Below are 17,274 nucleotides of genomic sequence, written 5' to 3' on the forward strand. Positions count from 1 at the left end.
TGCGGGGCCTCCGGTCGAAGAAGGGGGAGGAACCGATCCGGCGCCACCGCAACTCACAAATGCCGTTCTAGGCCCCGAATGTCGCACCTGTATCCCGCAGGTGGCCAAATTTGTCGCGAATTGTAACGGGAATATAACGTCGTTCACCCGCGTGAAAGCTCAGCGCGGGCGCAGCCGCCCAACCCCTATAGTTTTGCCATGCAGAAGGCGTTGAGCTTGTTCCCGTCGCGATCGCGGAAATAGGCGGCGTAGAACGTCAGCCCATCGGCGCCGGCTTCCCCGCGCGGGCCGGGCGCCCCTTCGTCGGAACCACCGTTTTCCAGCGCGATGGCGTGCAGGCGAGCGACCTGTTCAGGATCTTTCGCCTCCAGCGCGACCATCGTGCCGTTGCCCACCGTTGCCGCTTGCCCGTCGAACGGTTTGGTCAGTGCCACGCCCGCTGCGCCGCCGGGGTTGCCCCATGCGATGAAGCTGTCGAAATCCATCATCCGGTCCACACCCATCTCTTTTGCAAGAGCATCGTAGAACGGGGCATTGCCCTGCAAATCGTTGGTGCCCAGCGTAACGTATCCGATCATCGCCATTCTCCATTCGCGAATCAGTGATGGAACATTACGAGAACAATTCCAACATGGCAATCGCCATCACAACGGGCGGCAGGCGTCCTCCAGCCATGCCAGCGGCGCGCCGTCCAGTTGCGGAGCGATCAGGTCGCGGACTTTCGCGTGGTAGGTATTCCACCAGTCGATTTCCTCAGCAGTCAGCAGCGCGGTATTCACCAGCGTCCGGTCGATCGGCGCGAATGTCAGCGTTTCGAAGCCGTAGAACGCCCCTTCCGCGCCATCGATCTGCTGTTCGACCACCAGCACCAGATTCTCGATGCGGATGCCGAATGCGCCCGCCTTGTAGTACCCCGGTTCGTTGGAGAGGATCATGCCCGGCATCAGCGGCTGATCGGTGCCGGGCTGCGATCCGCTGGCCTTGGCGATGCGCTGCGGCCCTTCGTGGACTGCCAGAAAGCTGCCCACTCCGTGGCCGGTGCCGTGACCATAATCGACACCCGCATTCCACAGGAACTGACGTGCGAAGCTGTCGAGCGCGCTGCCCGGTGTCCCTTCGGGGAAGATCGCCCGGTCGAGTGCGATGTGCCCTTTCAACACGCGGGTGAAGCGATCTTTTTCTTCCGCAGTCGGCTGCGCTTTGCCGTCGGGCGTGCCGATCCATATCGTGCGCGTGATGTCGGTTGTGCCGTCGAGATACTGGCCGCCGGAATCGCACAGGAATATGCTGCCCGGTGCGATGATGAGATTGCTGTCTTCGTCCACCCGATAATGCGGCAGCGCGGCGTGAGGGCCGGCGGCGCTGATCGTGTCGAACGACAGGTCGCGCAGGATATCGCTCTCGTCACGAAATGCCCGCAACTTCGCCGCAGCAGTCAGCTCGTCCAGCTCCCCCTTCGGCCCTTCGACGCTGAGCCAGTGGAGGAACTTGGCGATCGCGGCCCCGTCGCGGGCCTGCGCGTCGCGATGGCCCTGCTGTTCCACCGGATTCTTGATCGCGCGCGGCAGGATCGTGGGGTCGCGCTCTGTGACAGGCTTGGCACCCGCCGATTCCAGCGCGCGATAGATCGCAGCCACCCCGTATGACGGATCGACCGTCACGGTCTTGCCGCCCAGTTCGCCCAGCGCGCTCTCGAACGCAGTGCGCGGGCGGATGGTCACGGCATTGCCGAGGTGCTGCGTCAGTTCGGGCGTGACCTTCTCTTCCCCGATGAACAGGTCCGCCGTGCCATCGGCATGAGCGATGACATAAGCCAGCGCCACCGGGGTCCGTTCGATATCGGTGCCACGAATGTTGAGCAACCATGCCACCGAATCGAGAGCGGAGATCACCGCTGCATCGTATCCCTCGGCCTTGAGCCAGTCGGCCACTTCGGCGCGCTTGTCGGCGCTGGAACGGCCCGAACGCTCGTCGATATGGACCAACGCGGGCGCATCGGACGGGGTGGGGCGGTCGGCCCACACGGCATCGATCGGGTTGCCATCGGTGGCGACAAGCGTGCCATTGCGTTTTGCCAGTGCTTGTTCGACCCCCTCGGCCCATGCCTTCGAATGGAGCCAGGCGTCGTAACCGATTTTCGCGCCTTCGGGGGCGTTCTGTTGCAGCCATCTGGCCGGGCTGGTCGCAGGCACAGACTGATATTCGAACAGGTTTTCATCCACCTGATCGCGCACCTGCACGGTATAGCGCCCGTCCACGAAAATGGCCGCCTTGTCTTTCAGCACCACGGCGGTTCCCGCCGACCCGCCGAATCCGGTCAGCCACGCCAGCCGTTGGGCATATCCGCCGATATACTCGCTCATATGTTCGTCGGAAATCGGGACGACGAAGCCATCCAGCCCCCGTTTTTCGAGTTCGGCGCGCAGAGCGGCAAGGCGGGCTGCGCCAGAGTCGGTTTCGGTTTGCATGAGCATGGTTGCGGTCCTTTCGCATCCCACATAGGGCCGCATCATGGATCATGCCACCGTCAACGCGCCGCCTGTCGCGCGCAAGCAGCCCTTCACCGCCACTCACCACGGGATTACCCTGTCCGATGATTACGCATGGCTGCGCGATCCGGGCTATCCCGAGGTAAAGGACAAGGAAATCCTCGCTCATCTGGAGGCGGAGAATGCATGGTTCGCCGCGCAGATGGCGGGGCAGCAGAGCCGGATCGATGCGCTGTTCAAAGAAATGCGCGCTCGCATCAAGGAAGCCGACTCGTCAGTTCCGCAAAAGGACGGCAACTGGCTCTACTGGGTCGAATACGAAGACGGTGCGGAATACAAGAAATGGTGGCGTCGTCCGGTCGGCGCGCAGGACGATGGCAGTGCGGATGAGCTGATTCTGGACGAAGTCGCACTGGCAGAGGGGAAGGAATATTTCCGTCTGGGCGCGCTTTCGGTGTCGAGCGATGGCCGCAAGCTGGCCTATTCGGTGGATGACAATGGTTCGGAACGCTTCACCGCGCGGATCAAGGATCTGACTACGGGCGATTTGCTGGGCGATGAGATCCCCGGCACTCTGTCTGCGCTGATCTGGGTCGCAGGCGATACCGGCATCGTCTATTCGCTGGCCAACGAACAGTGGCGGACCGACAATGCCCGCCTGCACTGGCTGGGTCAGCCGTTGACCGCCGATGTCGAACTGTATCACGAAGATGACGAGGGTTTTCGCGTGGGTGCGGGTCTGTCGGCCAACGAACAATGGTTGATCGTGGCGACCAGCGATCACGAAACGGGCGAGGTCCGCCTGATCCCTGCTGCCGATCCGCTGGCCGAACCCATTTTGGTCGCACCACGGCGCAAGGGCGTGGAATACGATGTCGATCTGCGGGACGATACGCTGTTCATCCTGACCAACGACACGCACGAGAATTTTCGTCTGGCGACAGCGCCGCTGTCCAGCCCCGGCGAATGGTCCACTCTGATCGAAGGGTCCGATGCGTTCTATCTGACGGGGTTCGACCTGTTCCGCGATTTCTATGTCGTCGAAGGGCGCGAGGGCGGGCTCGATACGATTGCCGTGCGGTATTACGACGATCCCGATCGGATCGAGCCGGTTGCCTTCCCCGAAGCGAGTTACTCCGCGGGGCTGGGCGACAATCCCGAATGGGCGATGGACGTGCTGCGGATCGGTTACCAGTCGATGGTCAGCCCTTCGACGGTGTACGACTATCACGTGGCCGAACGGCGGCTGGAAGTTCGCAAGGTGCAGGAAATTCCGTCGGGCTACGATGCCGACCTCTACACCACCGAACGATTGGAGATTACGGCGCGCGATGGCACCTCGATCCCGGTGTCGATCCTCTATCGCAAGGATCGCGCGGATGCGGGCGGCGGGCCGGGGCCGCTGCACCTCTATGGCTATGGCGCCTATGGCATCGCGATTGAGCCAGGATTCTCGACCACCCGGTTCAGTCTGGTCGATCGCGGGTTCGCCTATGCCATCGCCCATATTCGCGGTGGCGACGATCTGGGTCGCGCCTGGTACAAGGCGGGCAAGCTGGAACGGCGGACCAATACCTTCACCGATTTCGTGGACGTTGCCAAAGGTTTGGTCGAACGCGGCTATACCGAAGCGGGGCGGATCAGCATTTCCGGCGGCTCTGCGGGCGGTGAACTGATGGGCGCGGTGGTCAATTCCGATCCCGATCTGTGGGGGGCGGTGGTCGCGCACGTCCCGTTCGTCGATGTGCTGAACACGATGCTCGACGCATCGCTGCCGCTGACGCCGGGCGAGTGGCCCGAATGGGGCAATCCGATCGAAGATCGCGCCGCGTTCGAACTGATCGCCGGATACAGCCCTTACGACAATGTCCGTGCACAGGATTACCCGCCGATGATGGTGACCGCGGGGCTCAACGATCCGCGAGTGACATATTGGGAACCCGCCAAATGGGTTGCCCGCCTGCGCGAATTGAAGACAGACGACAACGTGCTGATCTTCAAAACCAATATGGGTGCCGGGCACGGCGGCAAGTCGGGCCGGTTCGAATCGCTGCATGAAACGGCGGAAGAATTCGCCTTTATCCTGTGGCAGCTGGGCCAGTGACGATGTCGCGGACGATGCCGACAATCCGCAATGTCGTGTTCGACATCGGCAATGTGCTGATCCGCTGGGATTCGCTGGCGATCGTGTCAGCGGCGTTCGGTCTGTCGGGCGAAAAAGCCCGCGCCCGCCGCCATGCGCTGTTCGTCGAATCCGATCTCTGGCGCGCGCTTAATCGCGGGGAGATGACCGAGGCCGAAGCGCAGCAGGCCTATGTCGATGCCGGCTTGCTCGATCCGGCAGAGGCCGAGCGGATGTTTGCTGAAGTCTATGCCAGTCTGCACCTGCTGCCCGATACCCCGCCACTGATGGAGCGCCTGGCCGAATCCGGCTATCGTTTGTTTGCTTTGACCGACAATGTGACCGAAGTTGTTCGTTATCTGTCCAAAACGCATGCGTGGTGGTCAAAATTCGAGGGAGTGACCGTTTCGGCCGATGTCGGATGCCTCAAGCCGGACCCACGAATCTATCGTCATGTGATTGATACTAATGCGATTTTGCCGGAAGAGACGGTGTTCTTCGACGACGTGGATATCAACGTGAAGGGGGCGACAAAAATGGGAATGCACGCGTTCGTATTTACCGACGCGGCGCAAGCCGAAATCGACCTGCGTTCGCTGGGTGTGGAGCTGAAATGACGATGAAAGCCCGCTATTCCAAAGACTTCATGGCTCGGCCCGAACATATCGATGAGCTCGGCCATGTTAACAACGCGGTGTGGCTGACATGGGTGCAGGATATTGCCGTAGAGCATTGGAATATCGTCGCTTCTCCTGAACATGTCACGCGCTACATCTGGGTCGTGACCCGGCACGAAATCGACTACCGTGGTAATGTAGGGGAAGGGGAAACTGTTTCAGCAGAGACATTTATTCCCGACGCTCCGCATGGCGCGCAATTCGATCGCTGCGTCGAATTCCGCAACTCTGCCGGTAAACGGATCGTTGCTGCCCGCAGCACCTGGGCTATGCTCGACCGCGAAACCGGTCGCCTCGTCCGCATTCCACCAGAAGTGGCGGCGCCTTTTATCGCTTAGAAACATTGGCATGAATTTGGCCGCTTGCGCGGCGGCATACCTGTTGCTAGAGGCGCCCGCCTACCTGGTGCCGTTCCCACAGCACCATTTCTCATGATGTGCGGTCGTGGCGGAATTGGTAGACGCGCAACGTTGAGGTCGTTGTGGGCGAAAGCCCGTGGAAGTTCGAGTCTTCTCGACCGCACCATCTCTTTTAAATCAATCGTGATTTTTCGCAGTCAATGTGGCCCGATGTTTCCGGGTGCGAAGGGCGTTTGGCACGGGCTGACTGCCACCGTAAGGGACCACCCGCAGAACAAACGTCTCGCCGTCCTGTGGTTCCACAGGCGCAATGCGGATTGCGATCCGGGGGATCGCGCATGCGGGCTTAGCCATCTGAAACCTCGCGATGTTTCCCCGAATTCGGCGTTCTGCGGGGACAACCGCATCCGGGCAGATTTGCCATAGCGACAGGTTTTTCAGATCGGTCAGGCCTGCTGCCTCTAGTGCAATCCCGAATGAACGGTCCGGCTCCTCCCTCGGCACAAGGATTGCGCGGTGCGCGATTGTGGCGGTTGAGCTTCCGTCCCATTCCACCTGCATGCTAGCGAACGGAGAAGGGGTGGGGTGGGATTGCAGGTGGCGCGTTTGCGGGAAATGCCACGCTATCGCGAATTGCGGTCCGCTGGAATTCGGCACAAAATTCGTTAGCGACTGGGCGTTGAGGCTGAGCTTTCCGCGATCCCCCTTAGCAATGCTAGCCAGCGCATTGAGTGCGGCAGGTGACTGATAATCCACTGCTTTCTGCATAGCCGCAGCTAGTGCGGACGCGGGGATCGGCCCGGAATGATCCAACTGCTGCAACAGGCCAACTCTGTGCTCTAATGCGCCTGTGCCGGACACATGGGACAGGTCGGAAAGGTAGCGCGTGGCCCACGGCGGACTGCCGGCCATTACTGCCACGATAGCGCGCTTCCCCTCGGGGCTTTGCTCCAGAGCCAGCAGGTGACTTGTTGCCTGAGATGCGAATTTATCCCTTCGCATCAGTGCGTCGGCGTGTCGTGCCACCTCCATGACATCGGTAGCCGCTGCCGCGCGGATCATCAGGTTCACCTGTGCATCGGAATGGCGGTAACCCATCCGGTCGAGCAGCGCCCACCCTCGATCATCACCGGATAAATCGCTGGCCCGCGCTACCAAAATCGCGTTCAGGTGCTCACTCGCCAACGGGGCAAATGAGAGGTGGCGTTGAGTTGCGGTTGCAGCTGCATCGGTCAGATTGGGCCGGGCATCCTGCGGCACCAGAGAAGTCCTGAAATCGCGGGGCAGATTGCGGCCTGATCGGGCAACAACATCGCAAGTGGCAAAGGTGGCTATCAAAACTGCCGCCGCCATTATGGCCCTACTGGTCCGGCCCGAACGCGTGCGCTCAGCCATATTTCAGGTTCTGGCCATACTGCGCGCCGTATCCCGATTTTCGGGAATCGAACCGGCTGAGTATCACACCGCCGATGCGCCCCTGTATATCGCTGAGGCGACGGAATGCCTGACGAGCGGAATGAACTCTGTTTGCGCCAGACCGAACCACCAGCACGGTCTGTTCCGACACGCTGGCCAGTTCGATAGCGTCGGCAAAGCCGAGAATGGGCGGACAATCGATAAAGATTCCATCGTATTGCTCTGAAAGTTTTGCGATGACAGAGGCGAGATTGTCCGCTGCCAAAAGTTCCGCCGGGTTTGGTGGACAGGCGCCGGATGGTATCACATCGATCTGCCGTCGGGCATCATGGCGGACAACATCGGCCAGGCTCGCGGTGCGCGAAAGGACAGCCGACAACCCGACATCGTTATCCATCCCGAACAGGATGTGCTGACACGGTTTGCGAAGATCGGCATCGATGACCAGAACCTTCTTGCCGAGGCGGGCGTAAGCGGTGGCCAGCGCGAAGCAGGATAGGGACTTACCTTCGCCCTCGGTGGCGCTGGTAAATGCAAGACTGCGCGGCAGACCGCCGACCGATGAAATGTTAAGCGATGCGCGAATGGCCGCGTAGGCTTCCGACAATTCGCTTCCCGGATCGCGCAGGGCATCGCAGGCCGATTGGTCGCCCACATCGGGAGTGACCCCGTACAGCGACAGGCGCAGGCCGCGTTCGATATCATCGGGTGTGCGTAGGCGACCGAAGACGTGTTCCCGGAAAAATGTGAACAGCGTGGCGCACCCCAGCCCGATCATCCCTGCAAGCGTGAGAACGAGCGAGCCGTTCGGTTTTACCGGACGATCGGGCACACGTGCGCGGTCGACCAGCGACAGGTTATTGGTTTGCACCCCGGATTGTGCCGTCAGTTCGGTATATCGAGCCAGAAGCGCTTCATATTGGGTGCGGTTTGTCTGGTTCTGCCGTTCGAGAATGCCAAGTTGAATCGCAGCACGTTGTTCGCGCAATTGCTCCTGCTTGAGTGAAGTCAGGCGATCCCTGAGCTCCCGCTCTGTACCGAGCGCGCTGTCGTATGGCGCACGCAGCCCCTGCCGGATATTGCGGGCATGCAGCGCCAATTGGTCCGACAGGGTGCCGACTTCGGATTGCAGTTGCCTCACACCGGGATGATCGGGCAGATGCCGGGCTCGCTCCGCTGCCAGAGCGGCCCGTTTGCTACTGAGTTGCTCGGACAATCGCTGGACGGCTTCGTTCTGGTTGACTTGCGGTATGCTGAGGACTGGCAGATCGGCAATGGCCGCCCATTGTCGGGCTGTAGCGATGCGATGCGCAACTGCCGTGTTGAGATCGCTGTTGAGCTGTTGGAGCGATTGACCTGTCAGGGTTTGCGCGGCGCTCCCCACTTGCTGCTCGTCATTGGCAATTCCGATGATGCGCGCCTTTTCGGAATAGCGGGTGGCGTCCATTTCGCTCTGCGCCAGTCGGTTACGCGCCTCAGCCAGCTGGCTGGCGAGGAAGCGACGAGCATAGTTCAATGTATCGCGATGGCGTTGCAGGTTATTCAGGACAAAATTGTTCGCGTAACTGTTTGCGATCCGTGCGGACAGTTCTGCATCCGGGCTTTCGAACGTGATGGTGACGATCCGGCTGTCGAGAGGCAGGTTCGTCGAAAGATGGGTCGTCAGCGCGCCCACAACGGCCTCTTCCCGCTTTTGCCTCCGCTCGCTGGCCGACAAACCATCATAGTCTGGGGTCACGCCCATACTGTTTAGGAAATTGTCGCTCGTCAGCAGGTGCAGATCTTTTGCGACGGTTTCCGCCAGTGACCGGCTTTTCAGGATATCGATCTGGGTTTGCAGAAAACGGTCGGCATCCTGAATCGCAGCGGATGCGTCCGCTTCTTCAGTGCCGACGATTTTGACAGGCGCCTGATCGATCTGGACAGAGGAGGAAGCGGCGTAAATCGGTGTCGTAAGCATCAGGGCGATGGTGCCGCACAGAATGGTCGCGGCAATTATTCCGCAGATCCAATACCGCGCACGATAAATGGCCGACCAGATTGCGCCGAAATCGAACGCAATGGAGTGCTCCATCGGATATGCAGGACGGGCGGTGGACTGCTCTGCAGGAGAGGGGGCGGTGTTGTGGTTTGCAAGAGACATAGGCCCGGATCCGGTTCTGTGTTCAGAGCGCACGGACGAACAGTGCAGTCAGGAGAGGCGATGCCTGCAGGACATCGCGCAGGGTGCCTTTGACCTGAGAGTATCCGACCACCACGATGTCTCCGCCCTCCAGCGGGATGTTCGGCTCGATACCCTTGCGGACTTTCGCCAGATCGAAGCGGGCTACATACAGTTCCTCCCCCACTTCCCGGAACACGATGATCTCGTTCAGTTTGGCAGTGCGGGTTGGCCCCTGAGCCATCGCCATCGCCTGAATCAGCGAAGTATCGCCCTGAATATCGAAGACACCAGGCTTCACTACGTCCCCTTCGACTGTCAGCCGCTGAGCGGCCGATCTGGCGATGAACACAGTGACTTGCGGATCGACGATGTATCGTTGTCCGAGCCGTCCGGCGATCAGGCGGGAAATCTCCTCCCCCGTCAGGCCTGAAACAGCCAGGTTGCCGATCAGCGGGAAGGGAATGGTTCCGGTCGCATCGACCGTTATCGCTTCGAACGACAAGCCCGGCTCGCCAAACACGTTGATCTGCAGGGTATCCGCCGGCCCGACGCGATAGATGGCGTGCTGTGCACTGGGAAAGGCGTCTGGTGTGGCCAGTCGCGCCCGCGTGTTATCGAGCGATGGCGTGGGCGCGCAACCTGCCAGCATCGCCAGCCCGGGCAGTGCGAGGCGGAGCATTGTCTTCATCGATTTTCTGTCCTTGGAAGGGGGTGGGGAACCATGCGTCGTGTGCTCGCCGTGTTCGGCGAATGTCATGGCCAGCCCCATTGCGAATAACGCCAGTAGCGATGGCACCCTTACGGGGTAGTCCACGAGTGAGTGTAGCAGGAATGCGATCATCCAGAGCGCGCCAAGCGGCGCCAGCGAGGGCGGGCTATCGTGATGCCGGAAGATCGCAGTCAGGCGTTTCGCGAATACCGCCAGAAAAAGCGCGAACCCGATAGCGAAGGGCAAACCGCCTTCCAGAAACAGTTCAAGATATTCGTTGTGCGCGTGGTTGGCATATGCCGGTGTAAGCTGATCGATCGGCTCAACCATCGCATAAACCGGGATGAACGTGCCGTAGCCGGAGCCGAGTGGAAAAAACTCTTTCGCTGCAATCCAGCTCGTAGCCCACAACTGCCAGCGTGCGTCGACATCGATTGCCTCAAACCGGTTTAAGGCACCGGCGACGGTATCGTTGAAGATGGCCAGTGCGGCCAATCCGGGTGCAAATATACCCGCCGCTATCGATATGGTTGCGATCCCTATTCGGCGCGATGGCCGCTGAAACAGCGCTATGGCGAGGATTGTGGAGCCAACCGCTAACACGATGCCCGCGCGCGATGCTGTCCCGACAGCGCCCAGCAAGAGCGCGAGCGAGCAAAACAATGCAATGCCGCGGGTCTTGTCGGATGCCCTGCTGGAATGGCCACCCCTAAGTTTCGCCAGCCACCAGACCGTTGCGCTCGCAAGGCCCAGAAACAGCGCCTGATGATTGCGATTGGCGAAGAATCCCGGCCCGTTCAAAACATGCGGACTGTTCCAGAAATCGAAAGTGTCCCCACCGCTCGATATCTGGATCGCCGCGACGGTAAGGCTGGCGAGGGCCACGATTACGGTTGCATACAGGCAATGGATAATAACCGCTCGGCCAGTATTGCGGAAAATGACATAGAGCGTCGCGCCCAGTAATGCGAAAGAGAAAAAGCCGAACGTCGCGTATAAGTCGGTGGTCGACGCAGCCCAGTCATTGTGCCCGGCATATGCGCGGATTTCGCCGATCAGCGCGGGTTGGAATCGCGCAAGCAGGCGCGGCGGCAATGGAACTAGCTGAAGCGCAACTAACCCTAACGCGGCGAGAGCGCCCCAAATTCCCGCCGGTGCACCGTGCCGGGGAGGAAAGAATATCAGGCCGAAGGCAGTCGCCGCCATCAGTTGCAGCAGCGGCAATTGCCATCCCAGAAATCGCGCATCTTTCCCACCAAGCAGGAGAAAGCATACCATCAGAGCGAGCACTGCGTTAGCCCGCAGTATCGGTCGGATATTATCGGATAGCCCGGTCATTTTCGCCGCATCAGAAGGCGCGAGGGTGGATCAGAACGCGGATCGTGCGGATAACGATCCACAGATCGGCCCACATGCTCCATCCGTGTGCATATTCGAGATCCGACGCGAGGCGGCGGGTCAGGTCTTCCTCGTATTCGGTCGGACCGCGCAACCCGCGCACCTGTGCAAGGCCCGTCATTCCCGGTTTCAAAGCATGTCGATGCCAGTACTGACGGTCGATTTCCCAGAACAGTCTGCTGCCCACGCGCGAGCCGAGAGCGTGAGGACGTGGGCCGACGATGCTCATCTCCCCGCGCAATACGTTGAACAACTGAGGCAGCTCGTCGATGCTCGTGCGGCGGATGAACCATCCCACACGGGTCAGGCGTTCATCATTGTGCACCGTCGATCTGCTGCCGAGATCGTCGCACCGATCCGGCTGCATGGAGCGAAATTTGTACATGGAAAATAGTCGGTTGCCTCGCCCAACGCGGGTTTGGACAAACAGTGCCGGATGGCCATCTTCCAGTCGAATCGCCAAAGCGGCCAGCATCATGACAGGCGCCAGCAGGACGATCCCTGCCAGCGCAGCGCATAGATCGAATGTACGTTTGAATAGCCGCTGATAAAGGCTGAGCGTGCAAGACGGCACCGTATGCAATATCAAGTGCTACCAGCCAGGCGATGGACGAACAGTGGGATGTTCGGCGCTTTGGTTGCCTGCCGACGCTGCCTTTTGCCGATTGCCCGATCCGCAGGCTGGGTCAGGGCTGGGAGAGTGTGCATGGGGCCGGATAAAACCAAAAATATACGATGTCATTGGGTGCGATGAATGATGTGCCAAATGAATAATTTGCTGATCTATGTTAATAAGTAAATATTATGCTTATTTTTAATTATTACTATATTTCTGGCATCGTTTAGCAACTACATTATTATAAGTATTTGTTTATGTTGTTGTGTATGGGGGAAGTTGCGTCTCTAAAAAGGTGCTGGAGCGAGTGGGCAGGCCTTCAGCCTGATATGCATGCAGGATCACGCCCCCGAACCGATCAAGGCTCGAGGGAGCAACCTCTCCTATGCTGATTTGCGGGTCGGATTCCACGCCGCCCAGGCTCAGGAGCTATTACTGACCCCATTTGGACGCCTCAACGGTGCCAGTAATAGATTCTGATCCTAGTGAGCCGCGCTCGTATCCACATCTTTGGGGGGGCGGGGGGCAAGCCAGATCGTCGCGGCGGCAATCACGAAGAATATCGCAGTGAGCTGGAACACATGTTCTGTCGCCAGGACAATCGCTTGCTGCTGCACTTGCTGCCCGAACGCCGCAATGGCGGATGAAGGCGGCAGCCCCATTCCTTCCAGCTTGTGGATCACACTCTCGGGGTCATTGAGCGTACCTGCCAGGGCAGTCTGGTCCTGACGGGCCAGGTTTGCCCAGTGTGTCGTGTAGATCGAGGTTCCCATTGCGGCCGCCAGTGAGCGGGCGAATGCCAGAATGCCGGCTGCAGACGCTGTCTCGCGCGGTTCGACAGCGCCAAGGCTGATGACAGTGATCGGTACGAAGAACGCCGTCATACCGAAGCCTTGTATCAACTGGGGCAACATGATTTCCCAGAAGGTCGAATCGCTTGTCCAGAATGTTCGCAGCACACTCATCGCACCGAGCCAGCTCAGGCCGAAAAACACGAGAATGCGCGGATCGAACTTCTTCATCAATCGGGGAATGAGCGGCGCAGTCAGCACCGCGAACACCCCGTTTACGCCAGTAACGATGCCCGCCTGGGTTGCAGTGTAACCCATCGACTGTTGCAACCATTGGGGAATGATGACCACTGTCGCGAAAAACGTGCCGAAACCGAATGCCATCGTGAATACGCTGGCGGTGAAGCCCCGGTGTCGGAACACGGAAATATCCACGATCGGTTCGCGTTCACCCAGTTCCCAGATAACAAACGCCACGCAACCGACGGCAGCGACAATCGCACAGCCGACGATAAAGGATGAACCGAACCAGTCGAGCTCCTGACCTTTGTCGAGCATCAGTTGCAGAGCGCCGACCCAAACAACCAGCATCGCCAGGCCGATCTTGTCGATCGAAACGCTTTCCTCGCGCCCGTTATCGTAGGGGCGCAAGATCGCCACAATCCCGGTGAAGCAGATGAACACCACGGGAATGTTGATGAAAAAGATCCACCGCCAGGTGGTGGTGTCGCTGATCCATCCACCCAGAATGGGGCCGGCGATCGGCGCAACGATGGTGGTGATCGCCCAGATCGCCATTGCCGCAGGCTGTTTGTCGCGCGGGAACACAGTGAGCAGCATCGTCTGCGTAAGCGGCATGAGCGGGCCACCTGCAAAACCTTGCCCCAAGCGAAACAGGATCAGCGAGCTCAGCGAAGGTGCCATCCCGCAAAGCGTTGAAAATACGCCAAACCCGATCAGCGAACCGAGAATGGCCTTTAACGTACCGAACCGCTTGACGAAAAAGCCGGTCAGCGGAACGCAGATCGCCTCTGCGACCGAATAGGTGGTGACGACCCACGTACCCTGGCTGGCCGATACGCCCAGTCCGCCCGCAATATGCGGGATCGAGACGTTGGCGACGGTCATGTCGAGCACGATGATGAAATTCGCCAGCGCCAGCATGATCGCGGCGAGCACGAGCCGTCCTCCCGCCAATGGCGTGGGCTCGGTCGAAGGGAGTGCAGCGGGCTGCGTAGCCATCAGTCGTTACCCGAAACGTCGATCTCGGCTTCCATCGACAGGCCGACACGTAGCGGATGGGCCGCCAGCTCTTTGGGGTCGAGTGCGATGCGAACCGGCAGGCGCTGGACCACCTTGATCCAGTTGCCGGTGGCGTTCTGGGCCGGAATAAGCGCGAATGCAGCGCCCGTGCCACCAGCAAATCCCACGACTTTTCCGTGATATACCACGTCGCTGCCGTAAAAGTCGGAAGTCAGCTCCACCGCCTGTCCGGGGCGTACTTTGCCGAGCTGGGTTTCCTTGAAGTTGGCATCGACATAGAGGCTGCCGACCGGGACGACGACCATCGCGGTGCTGCCGCGCTGGATCATCTGACCGACGCGAGCCGTCACCTGTGACACCACCCCATCGACCGGCGCGCGTACTTTGGTTCGTTCGAGGTCAAGTTTCGCCGCATCCAGCGCCGCTTTCGCCTGCTGCACAGCGGGGCTGTCCTCGACAGTGGTTCCGCTGATCGGGGCCAGAGTCGCCTGGCGGTTGCTGGCTGCACTACGCAACTGGCTCTGTTGCTGGGTTACCGCGGCAGAGAGTTGTGCAACGCGGGCGCGGGCAGCTTGCAGAGCGGTGGTCGTAGCGGTCAGTTCGTCTGCCGAGATGGCGCCCGTTCCTTGCAATGATTTCCGACGGTTATAGTCAGTCTGCGCTTTCGCCAGATCGGCCTGAGCAGCGGAGAGCTGTGCCTGCGCCTGCGCTACGGCTGCGGCCTGAGCGGCGGCCTGATCGGCCTGAGCGCTGCCTTGCGCGGTGACGGCGCGATACTGGCGGCGGGCGGCGGCGAGGTCCGCTTCCGCCTTCGCTACCGCGATTTTCTGGTCAGTATCATCGATTTGCAGCAGCAGTTGCCCCTTCTTCACCAGTTGGGTTTCGGTGACGGGCACCGCCACGATCTTGCCGCCGGTCAGCGGGGTCACCATCGCGTTGGAGCCCTGGACATAGGCATTGTCGGTCGACACGGTTCTCGACCCGATCAGCCAGTCGTAAGCGATGAAAAGCGCACCTAGAACGGCGACGATAATCACCAATCGTATCAACAGCTTCTTGCGCTTGCTGGCAGGGATAACGGCTTCGCTGCCATTGGCTGCGGGGGGGTCGATCTGGTCGGTCATGGGCGGTCGGTTCCTGTCTGGGCCGCGTCGGATTCGGCATAGCCGCCGCCGAGGGCGCGAACGAGCTGGATATCTGTCAAAACAAGGCGAGAGCGGGTTTCCAGCGCCTGTTTCTGCGCCGACAGCATGGCTGTTTGCGCTGTTAAAACATCGAGATAGGTGCTGAGCCCGGCGCGATAGCGATCGTCGGCCAGGCGATAGGCCTGCGCTGCGGACCGGGCGGCCTGTTCTGCCGATGCCGCCTGCTGTTCCACACTGGCGCGGCTCGAAAGAGCGTCCGCCACTTCCTTAAGTGCCTGAACTACCGTGGCATTATACTGCGAGACCAAGGTATCGTACTGCCCGCGGGCCTGCACCAGATTACCATGTTTATCACCACCATCAAACAGCGGTAAGCTTATGGCGCCACTGGCATTTCCATAGTCACTGCCCGAATCGAACAGATTCGATACTCCAAGTGACATCAAACCGATCACTCCAGACAGGTTTATGTCAGGCAGGAACGCTTTTCGCGCGACATCGATGCGTTGCCCCTGCGCTTCGACCCGCAAACGGGCGGCCACGATATCGGCGCGCCGCCCGGCCAGCGCGATTCCGGCATCGGCGGGAACCGGGATGCGGGCAAACGGACCTTTGAGCGGGGATCGCGTGATCGAGAGGCCGCGATCCGGCCCGGCACCCAGCAGAGCGGCGATCACATGGCGTTGCAGCGCGATCTGTTCGGCGTTGGCTTCCAGCGCGGCCTTCGCCCCGGCAAGCTGGGTTTCGGCCTGCCGCTGCGGAAGCTGGCTGTCCAGCCCGCTGGCATAGCGTTTGGCGTAGAGATCGACGCTCTGCTGCCGCGCGTCGGCGGTGGCGGTCAGCAGGTCTTCTTCTTCGAACAGGACGTTGAGCCGGGTGTAGGCTTCCACCACGTTGCTTTCCAGCGCCAGTGCCGCTTCGCGCGCATCGACTTCGGTGGCCAGCGCTTCTGACGTCGCTGCCGCGAGTTCGTCGCGGTGCTTGCCCCACAGGTCGAGATCGAAACTGGCCCCAAGCGACAGCGTACCATAGGATTTCCAGCCCTTGGGCACGAAGTCCGCCGGAATACCATTGTTGTAGCTCTGCTTTTTCGCACCGGCATCGCCCGATGCATTGAGTTGCGGCATCCCGGCGGCACCGGCCCGTTCGACCAGCCCGCGCGCGGCCCGCACACGAGCGGCCGCCTGTGCGACCGTGGGAGAGTTGGCCAGCGCTTCTGCCACCAGAGCATCGAGCTGCGTGTCGCCATAGCGGGCCCACCAGCGATCGTCGGGCCATTCAGCCGCAACCGGGCCGATCGACAACGATTGGTGCGAAGCGAGCGTGGCCGGGGCTCGCATCTGAGGCCGCGCGCCGGGATCGGGGGCGGCGCATCCACTTAACAGGGCGACAAGTGCCAGTGCCGACGCCGCATGTTTCACCGCGGACCGGGGGGATGGGGAATGTGGCATGGCCAGTAGCTTTCAGTCTTACGAGAGCCGCGATATGCGAATCACTCTCAGTCAACGCGCGTTGACTTAGGCTTCATTATGCCTATGTCAACGCCTGTTGATATGGGGTTGGGGAAATGACTGTAAAAAGACGTAGCGGAGAGGAAACCAGGGCCGCGATCCTTGCGGCAACCAGACGAATGTTCGCTGAAAAAGGGTTCGACCGGGCGACGATCCGCGCCATCGCGGCGGAGGCCGGGTGCGATCCCGCGCTGGTTATGCGATACTTCGGCTCGAAGCGTAAGCTGTTCTTCGAAGCGGTGGATTCTCCGTTCGAAAGCTTCCCCGATGCGCCGACGGGTTCCGCCGGGCAGCTCCCGGAAATTGCTGCGAATTTATTGGAGCACTGGCATCGGGACAAGACCTTCTTCGGCCTGTTGCGCGCGGCGGCATCGGATGAAGAGGCGGCTGCCCTGATGCGCGAATTCTTCGAATTGCGCGTGCGCGATCATCAGCCGCGCGTAACCGGCCTGCCACCCGATCAGGCGGTGTGTTTCGGGGCAATGGTTGTCGGCGTCGCTTTCGGGCGGGAGATTACCCGGCTTCCGCCGCTGGCCGATATGACATCGGAAGACCTGGGCGCGATGATCGGCAAAGTATTCTGCGCCTGCAACCCGCCGCAAGAGGACTGACAA

At 60.4% G+C, this 17,274-nt stretch carries 13 protein-coding genes and 1 tRNA gene; 5 read left to right on the top strand and 9 right to left on the bottom strand.

Features of this window, described 5'->3' with window-relative positions; translation table 11 throughout:
- Positions 1-185 precede the first annotated feature (185 nt).
- Together CV013_RS09195 and CV013_RS09200 are read right to left on the bottom strand one after the other, a co-directional pair.
- Positions 186-578: a VOC family protein gene (locus CV013_RS09195; RefSeq protein ID WP_102155208.1), complete on the bottom strand. Its 393-nt coding sequence runs from the start codon at positions 576-578 to the stop codon at positions 186-188.
- A gap of 66 nt (positions 579-644) precedes the next feature.
- Complete coding sequence (locus tag CV013_RS09200; RefSeq protein ID WP_102155210.1) at positions 645-2,474, bottom strand: aminopeptidase P family protein; 1,830 nt, start codon at positions 2,472-2,474, stop codon at positions 645-647.
- Between the two features lie 37 nt (positions 2,475-2,511).
- Here CV013_RS09200 and CV013_RS09205 point away from each other — a divergent pair, with 37 nt between their 5' ends.
- The 4 genes from CV013_RS09205 (at position 2,512) to CV013_RS09220 (ending at position 5,813) form a co-directional block, all read left to right on the top strand.
- Entirely contained in the window at positions 2,512-4,593 is a 2,082-nt protein-coding gene (locus CV013_RS09205) for a S9 family peptidase (RefSeq protein WP_102154948.1), read from the top strand.
- Between the two features lie 2 nt (positions 4,594-4,595).
- Positions 4,596-5,228 carry an HAD family hydrolase gene (locus tag CV013_RS09210; RefSeq protein ID WP_102154949.1) on the top strand — a complete coding sequence of 211 codons (633 nt, stop codon included), beginning with the start codon at positions 4,596-4,598 and terminating at the stop codon, positions 5,226-5,228.
- Between the two features lie 2 nt (positions 5,229-5,230).
- On the top strand, positions 5,231-5,626 hold the full coding sequence (locus tag CV013_RS09215) for an acyl-CoA thioesterase (protein ID WP_102154950.1): 396 nt from the start codon (positions 5,231-5,233) through the stop codon (positions 5,624-5,626).
- A gap of 100 nt (positions 5,627-5,726) precedes the next feature.
- A tRNA-Leu gene (locus tag CV013_RS09220) sits at positions 5,727-5,813 on the top strand.
- Positions 5,814-5,824: 11 nt separating this feature from the next.
- On the opposite strand, the gene CV013_RS09225 is transcribed toward CV013_RS09220, so the two are convergent.
- The 7 genes from CV013_RS09225 to CV013_RS09255 all read right to left on the bottom strand — a co-directional run bounded on the left by CV013_RS09225 (position 5,825) and on the right by CV013_RS09255 (position 16,570).
- On the bottom strand, positions 5,825-7,042 hold the full coding sequence (locus tag CV013_RS09225) for a hypothetical protein (RefSeq protein ID WP_102154951.1): 1,218 nt from the start codon (positions 7,040-7,042) through the stop codon (positions 5,825-5,827).
- Positions 7,035-9,206 carry a GumC family protein gene (locus CV013_RS09230; RefSeq protein ID WP_102154952.1) on the bottom strand — a complete coding sequence of 724 codons (2,172 nt, stop codon included), beginning with the start codon at positions 9,204-9,206 and terminating at the stop codon, positions 7,035-7,037. The genes CV013_RS09225 and CV013_RS09230 overlap by 8 nt, the downstream gene beginning before the upstream one ends.
- A gap of 22 nt (positions 9,207-9,228) precedes the next feature.
- Positions 9,229-11,274 carry a polysaccharide biosynthesis/export family protein gene (locus tag CV013_RS09235; RefSeq protein ID WP_102154953.1) on the bottom strand — a complete coding sequence of 682 codons (2,046 nt, stop codon included), beginning with the start codon at positions 11,272-11,274 and terminating at the stop codon, positions 9,229-9,231.
- 10 nt (positions 11,275-11,284) lie between these two features.
- Positions 11,285-11,923, bottom strand: coding sequence for a sugar transferase (locus CV013_RS09240; RefSeq protein WP_102154954.1), 639 nt, complete (start codon positions 11,921-11,923; stop codon positions 11,285-11,287).
- A gap of 509 nt (positions 11,924-12,432) precedes the next feature.
- Positions 12,433-13,983 carry a DHA2 family efflux MFS transporter permease subunit gene (locus tag CV013_RS09245; RefSeq protein ID WP_102154955.1) on the bottom strand — a complete coding sequence of 517 codons (1,551 nt, stop codon included), beginning with the start codon at positions 13,981-13,983 and terminating at the stop codon, positions 12,433-12,435.
- Positions 13,983-15,128 (bottom strand): HlyD family efflux transporter periplasmic adaptor subunit, encoded by a 1,146-nt coding sequence (locus tag CV013_RS09250; protein WP_102154956.1) that lies wholly within the window; start codon positions 15,126-15,128, stop codon positions 13,983-13,985. Before CV013_RS09250 ends, CV013_RS09245 begins: the two co-directional genes overlap by 1 nt.
- Positions 15,125-16,570 carry an efflux transporter outer membrane subunit gene (locus tag CV013_RS09255; protein WP_232806575.1) on the bottom strand — a complete coding sequence of 482 codons (1,446 nt, stop codon included), beginning with the start codon at positions 16,568-16,570 and terminating at the stop codon, positions 15,125-15,127. The genes CV013_RS09250 and CV013_RS09255 overlap by 4 nt, the downstream gene beginning before the upstream one ends.
- Positions 16,571-16,716: 146 nt before the next feature.
- On the opposite strand from CV013_RS09255, the gene CV013_RS09260 reads away from it, so the two are divergent.
- Positions 16,717-17,271 carry a TetR/AcrR family transcriptional regulator gene (locus CV013_RS09260; RefSeq protein ID WP_102154958.1) on the top strand — a complete coding sequence of 185 codons (555 nt, stop codon included), beginning with the start codon at positions 16,717-16,719 and terminating at the stop codon, positions 17,269-17,271.
- Positions 17,272-17,274: the final 3 nt, after the last annotated feature.

It is taken from the genome of Tsuneonella flava (assembly GCF_002870965.1).
GTDB classification, from domain to species: domain Bacteria; phylum Pseudomonadota; class Alphaproteobacteria; order Sphingomonadales; family Sphingomonadaceae; genus Tsuneonella; species Tsuneonella flava.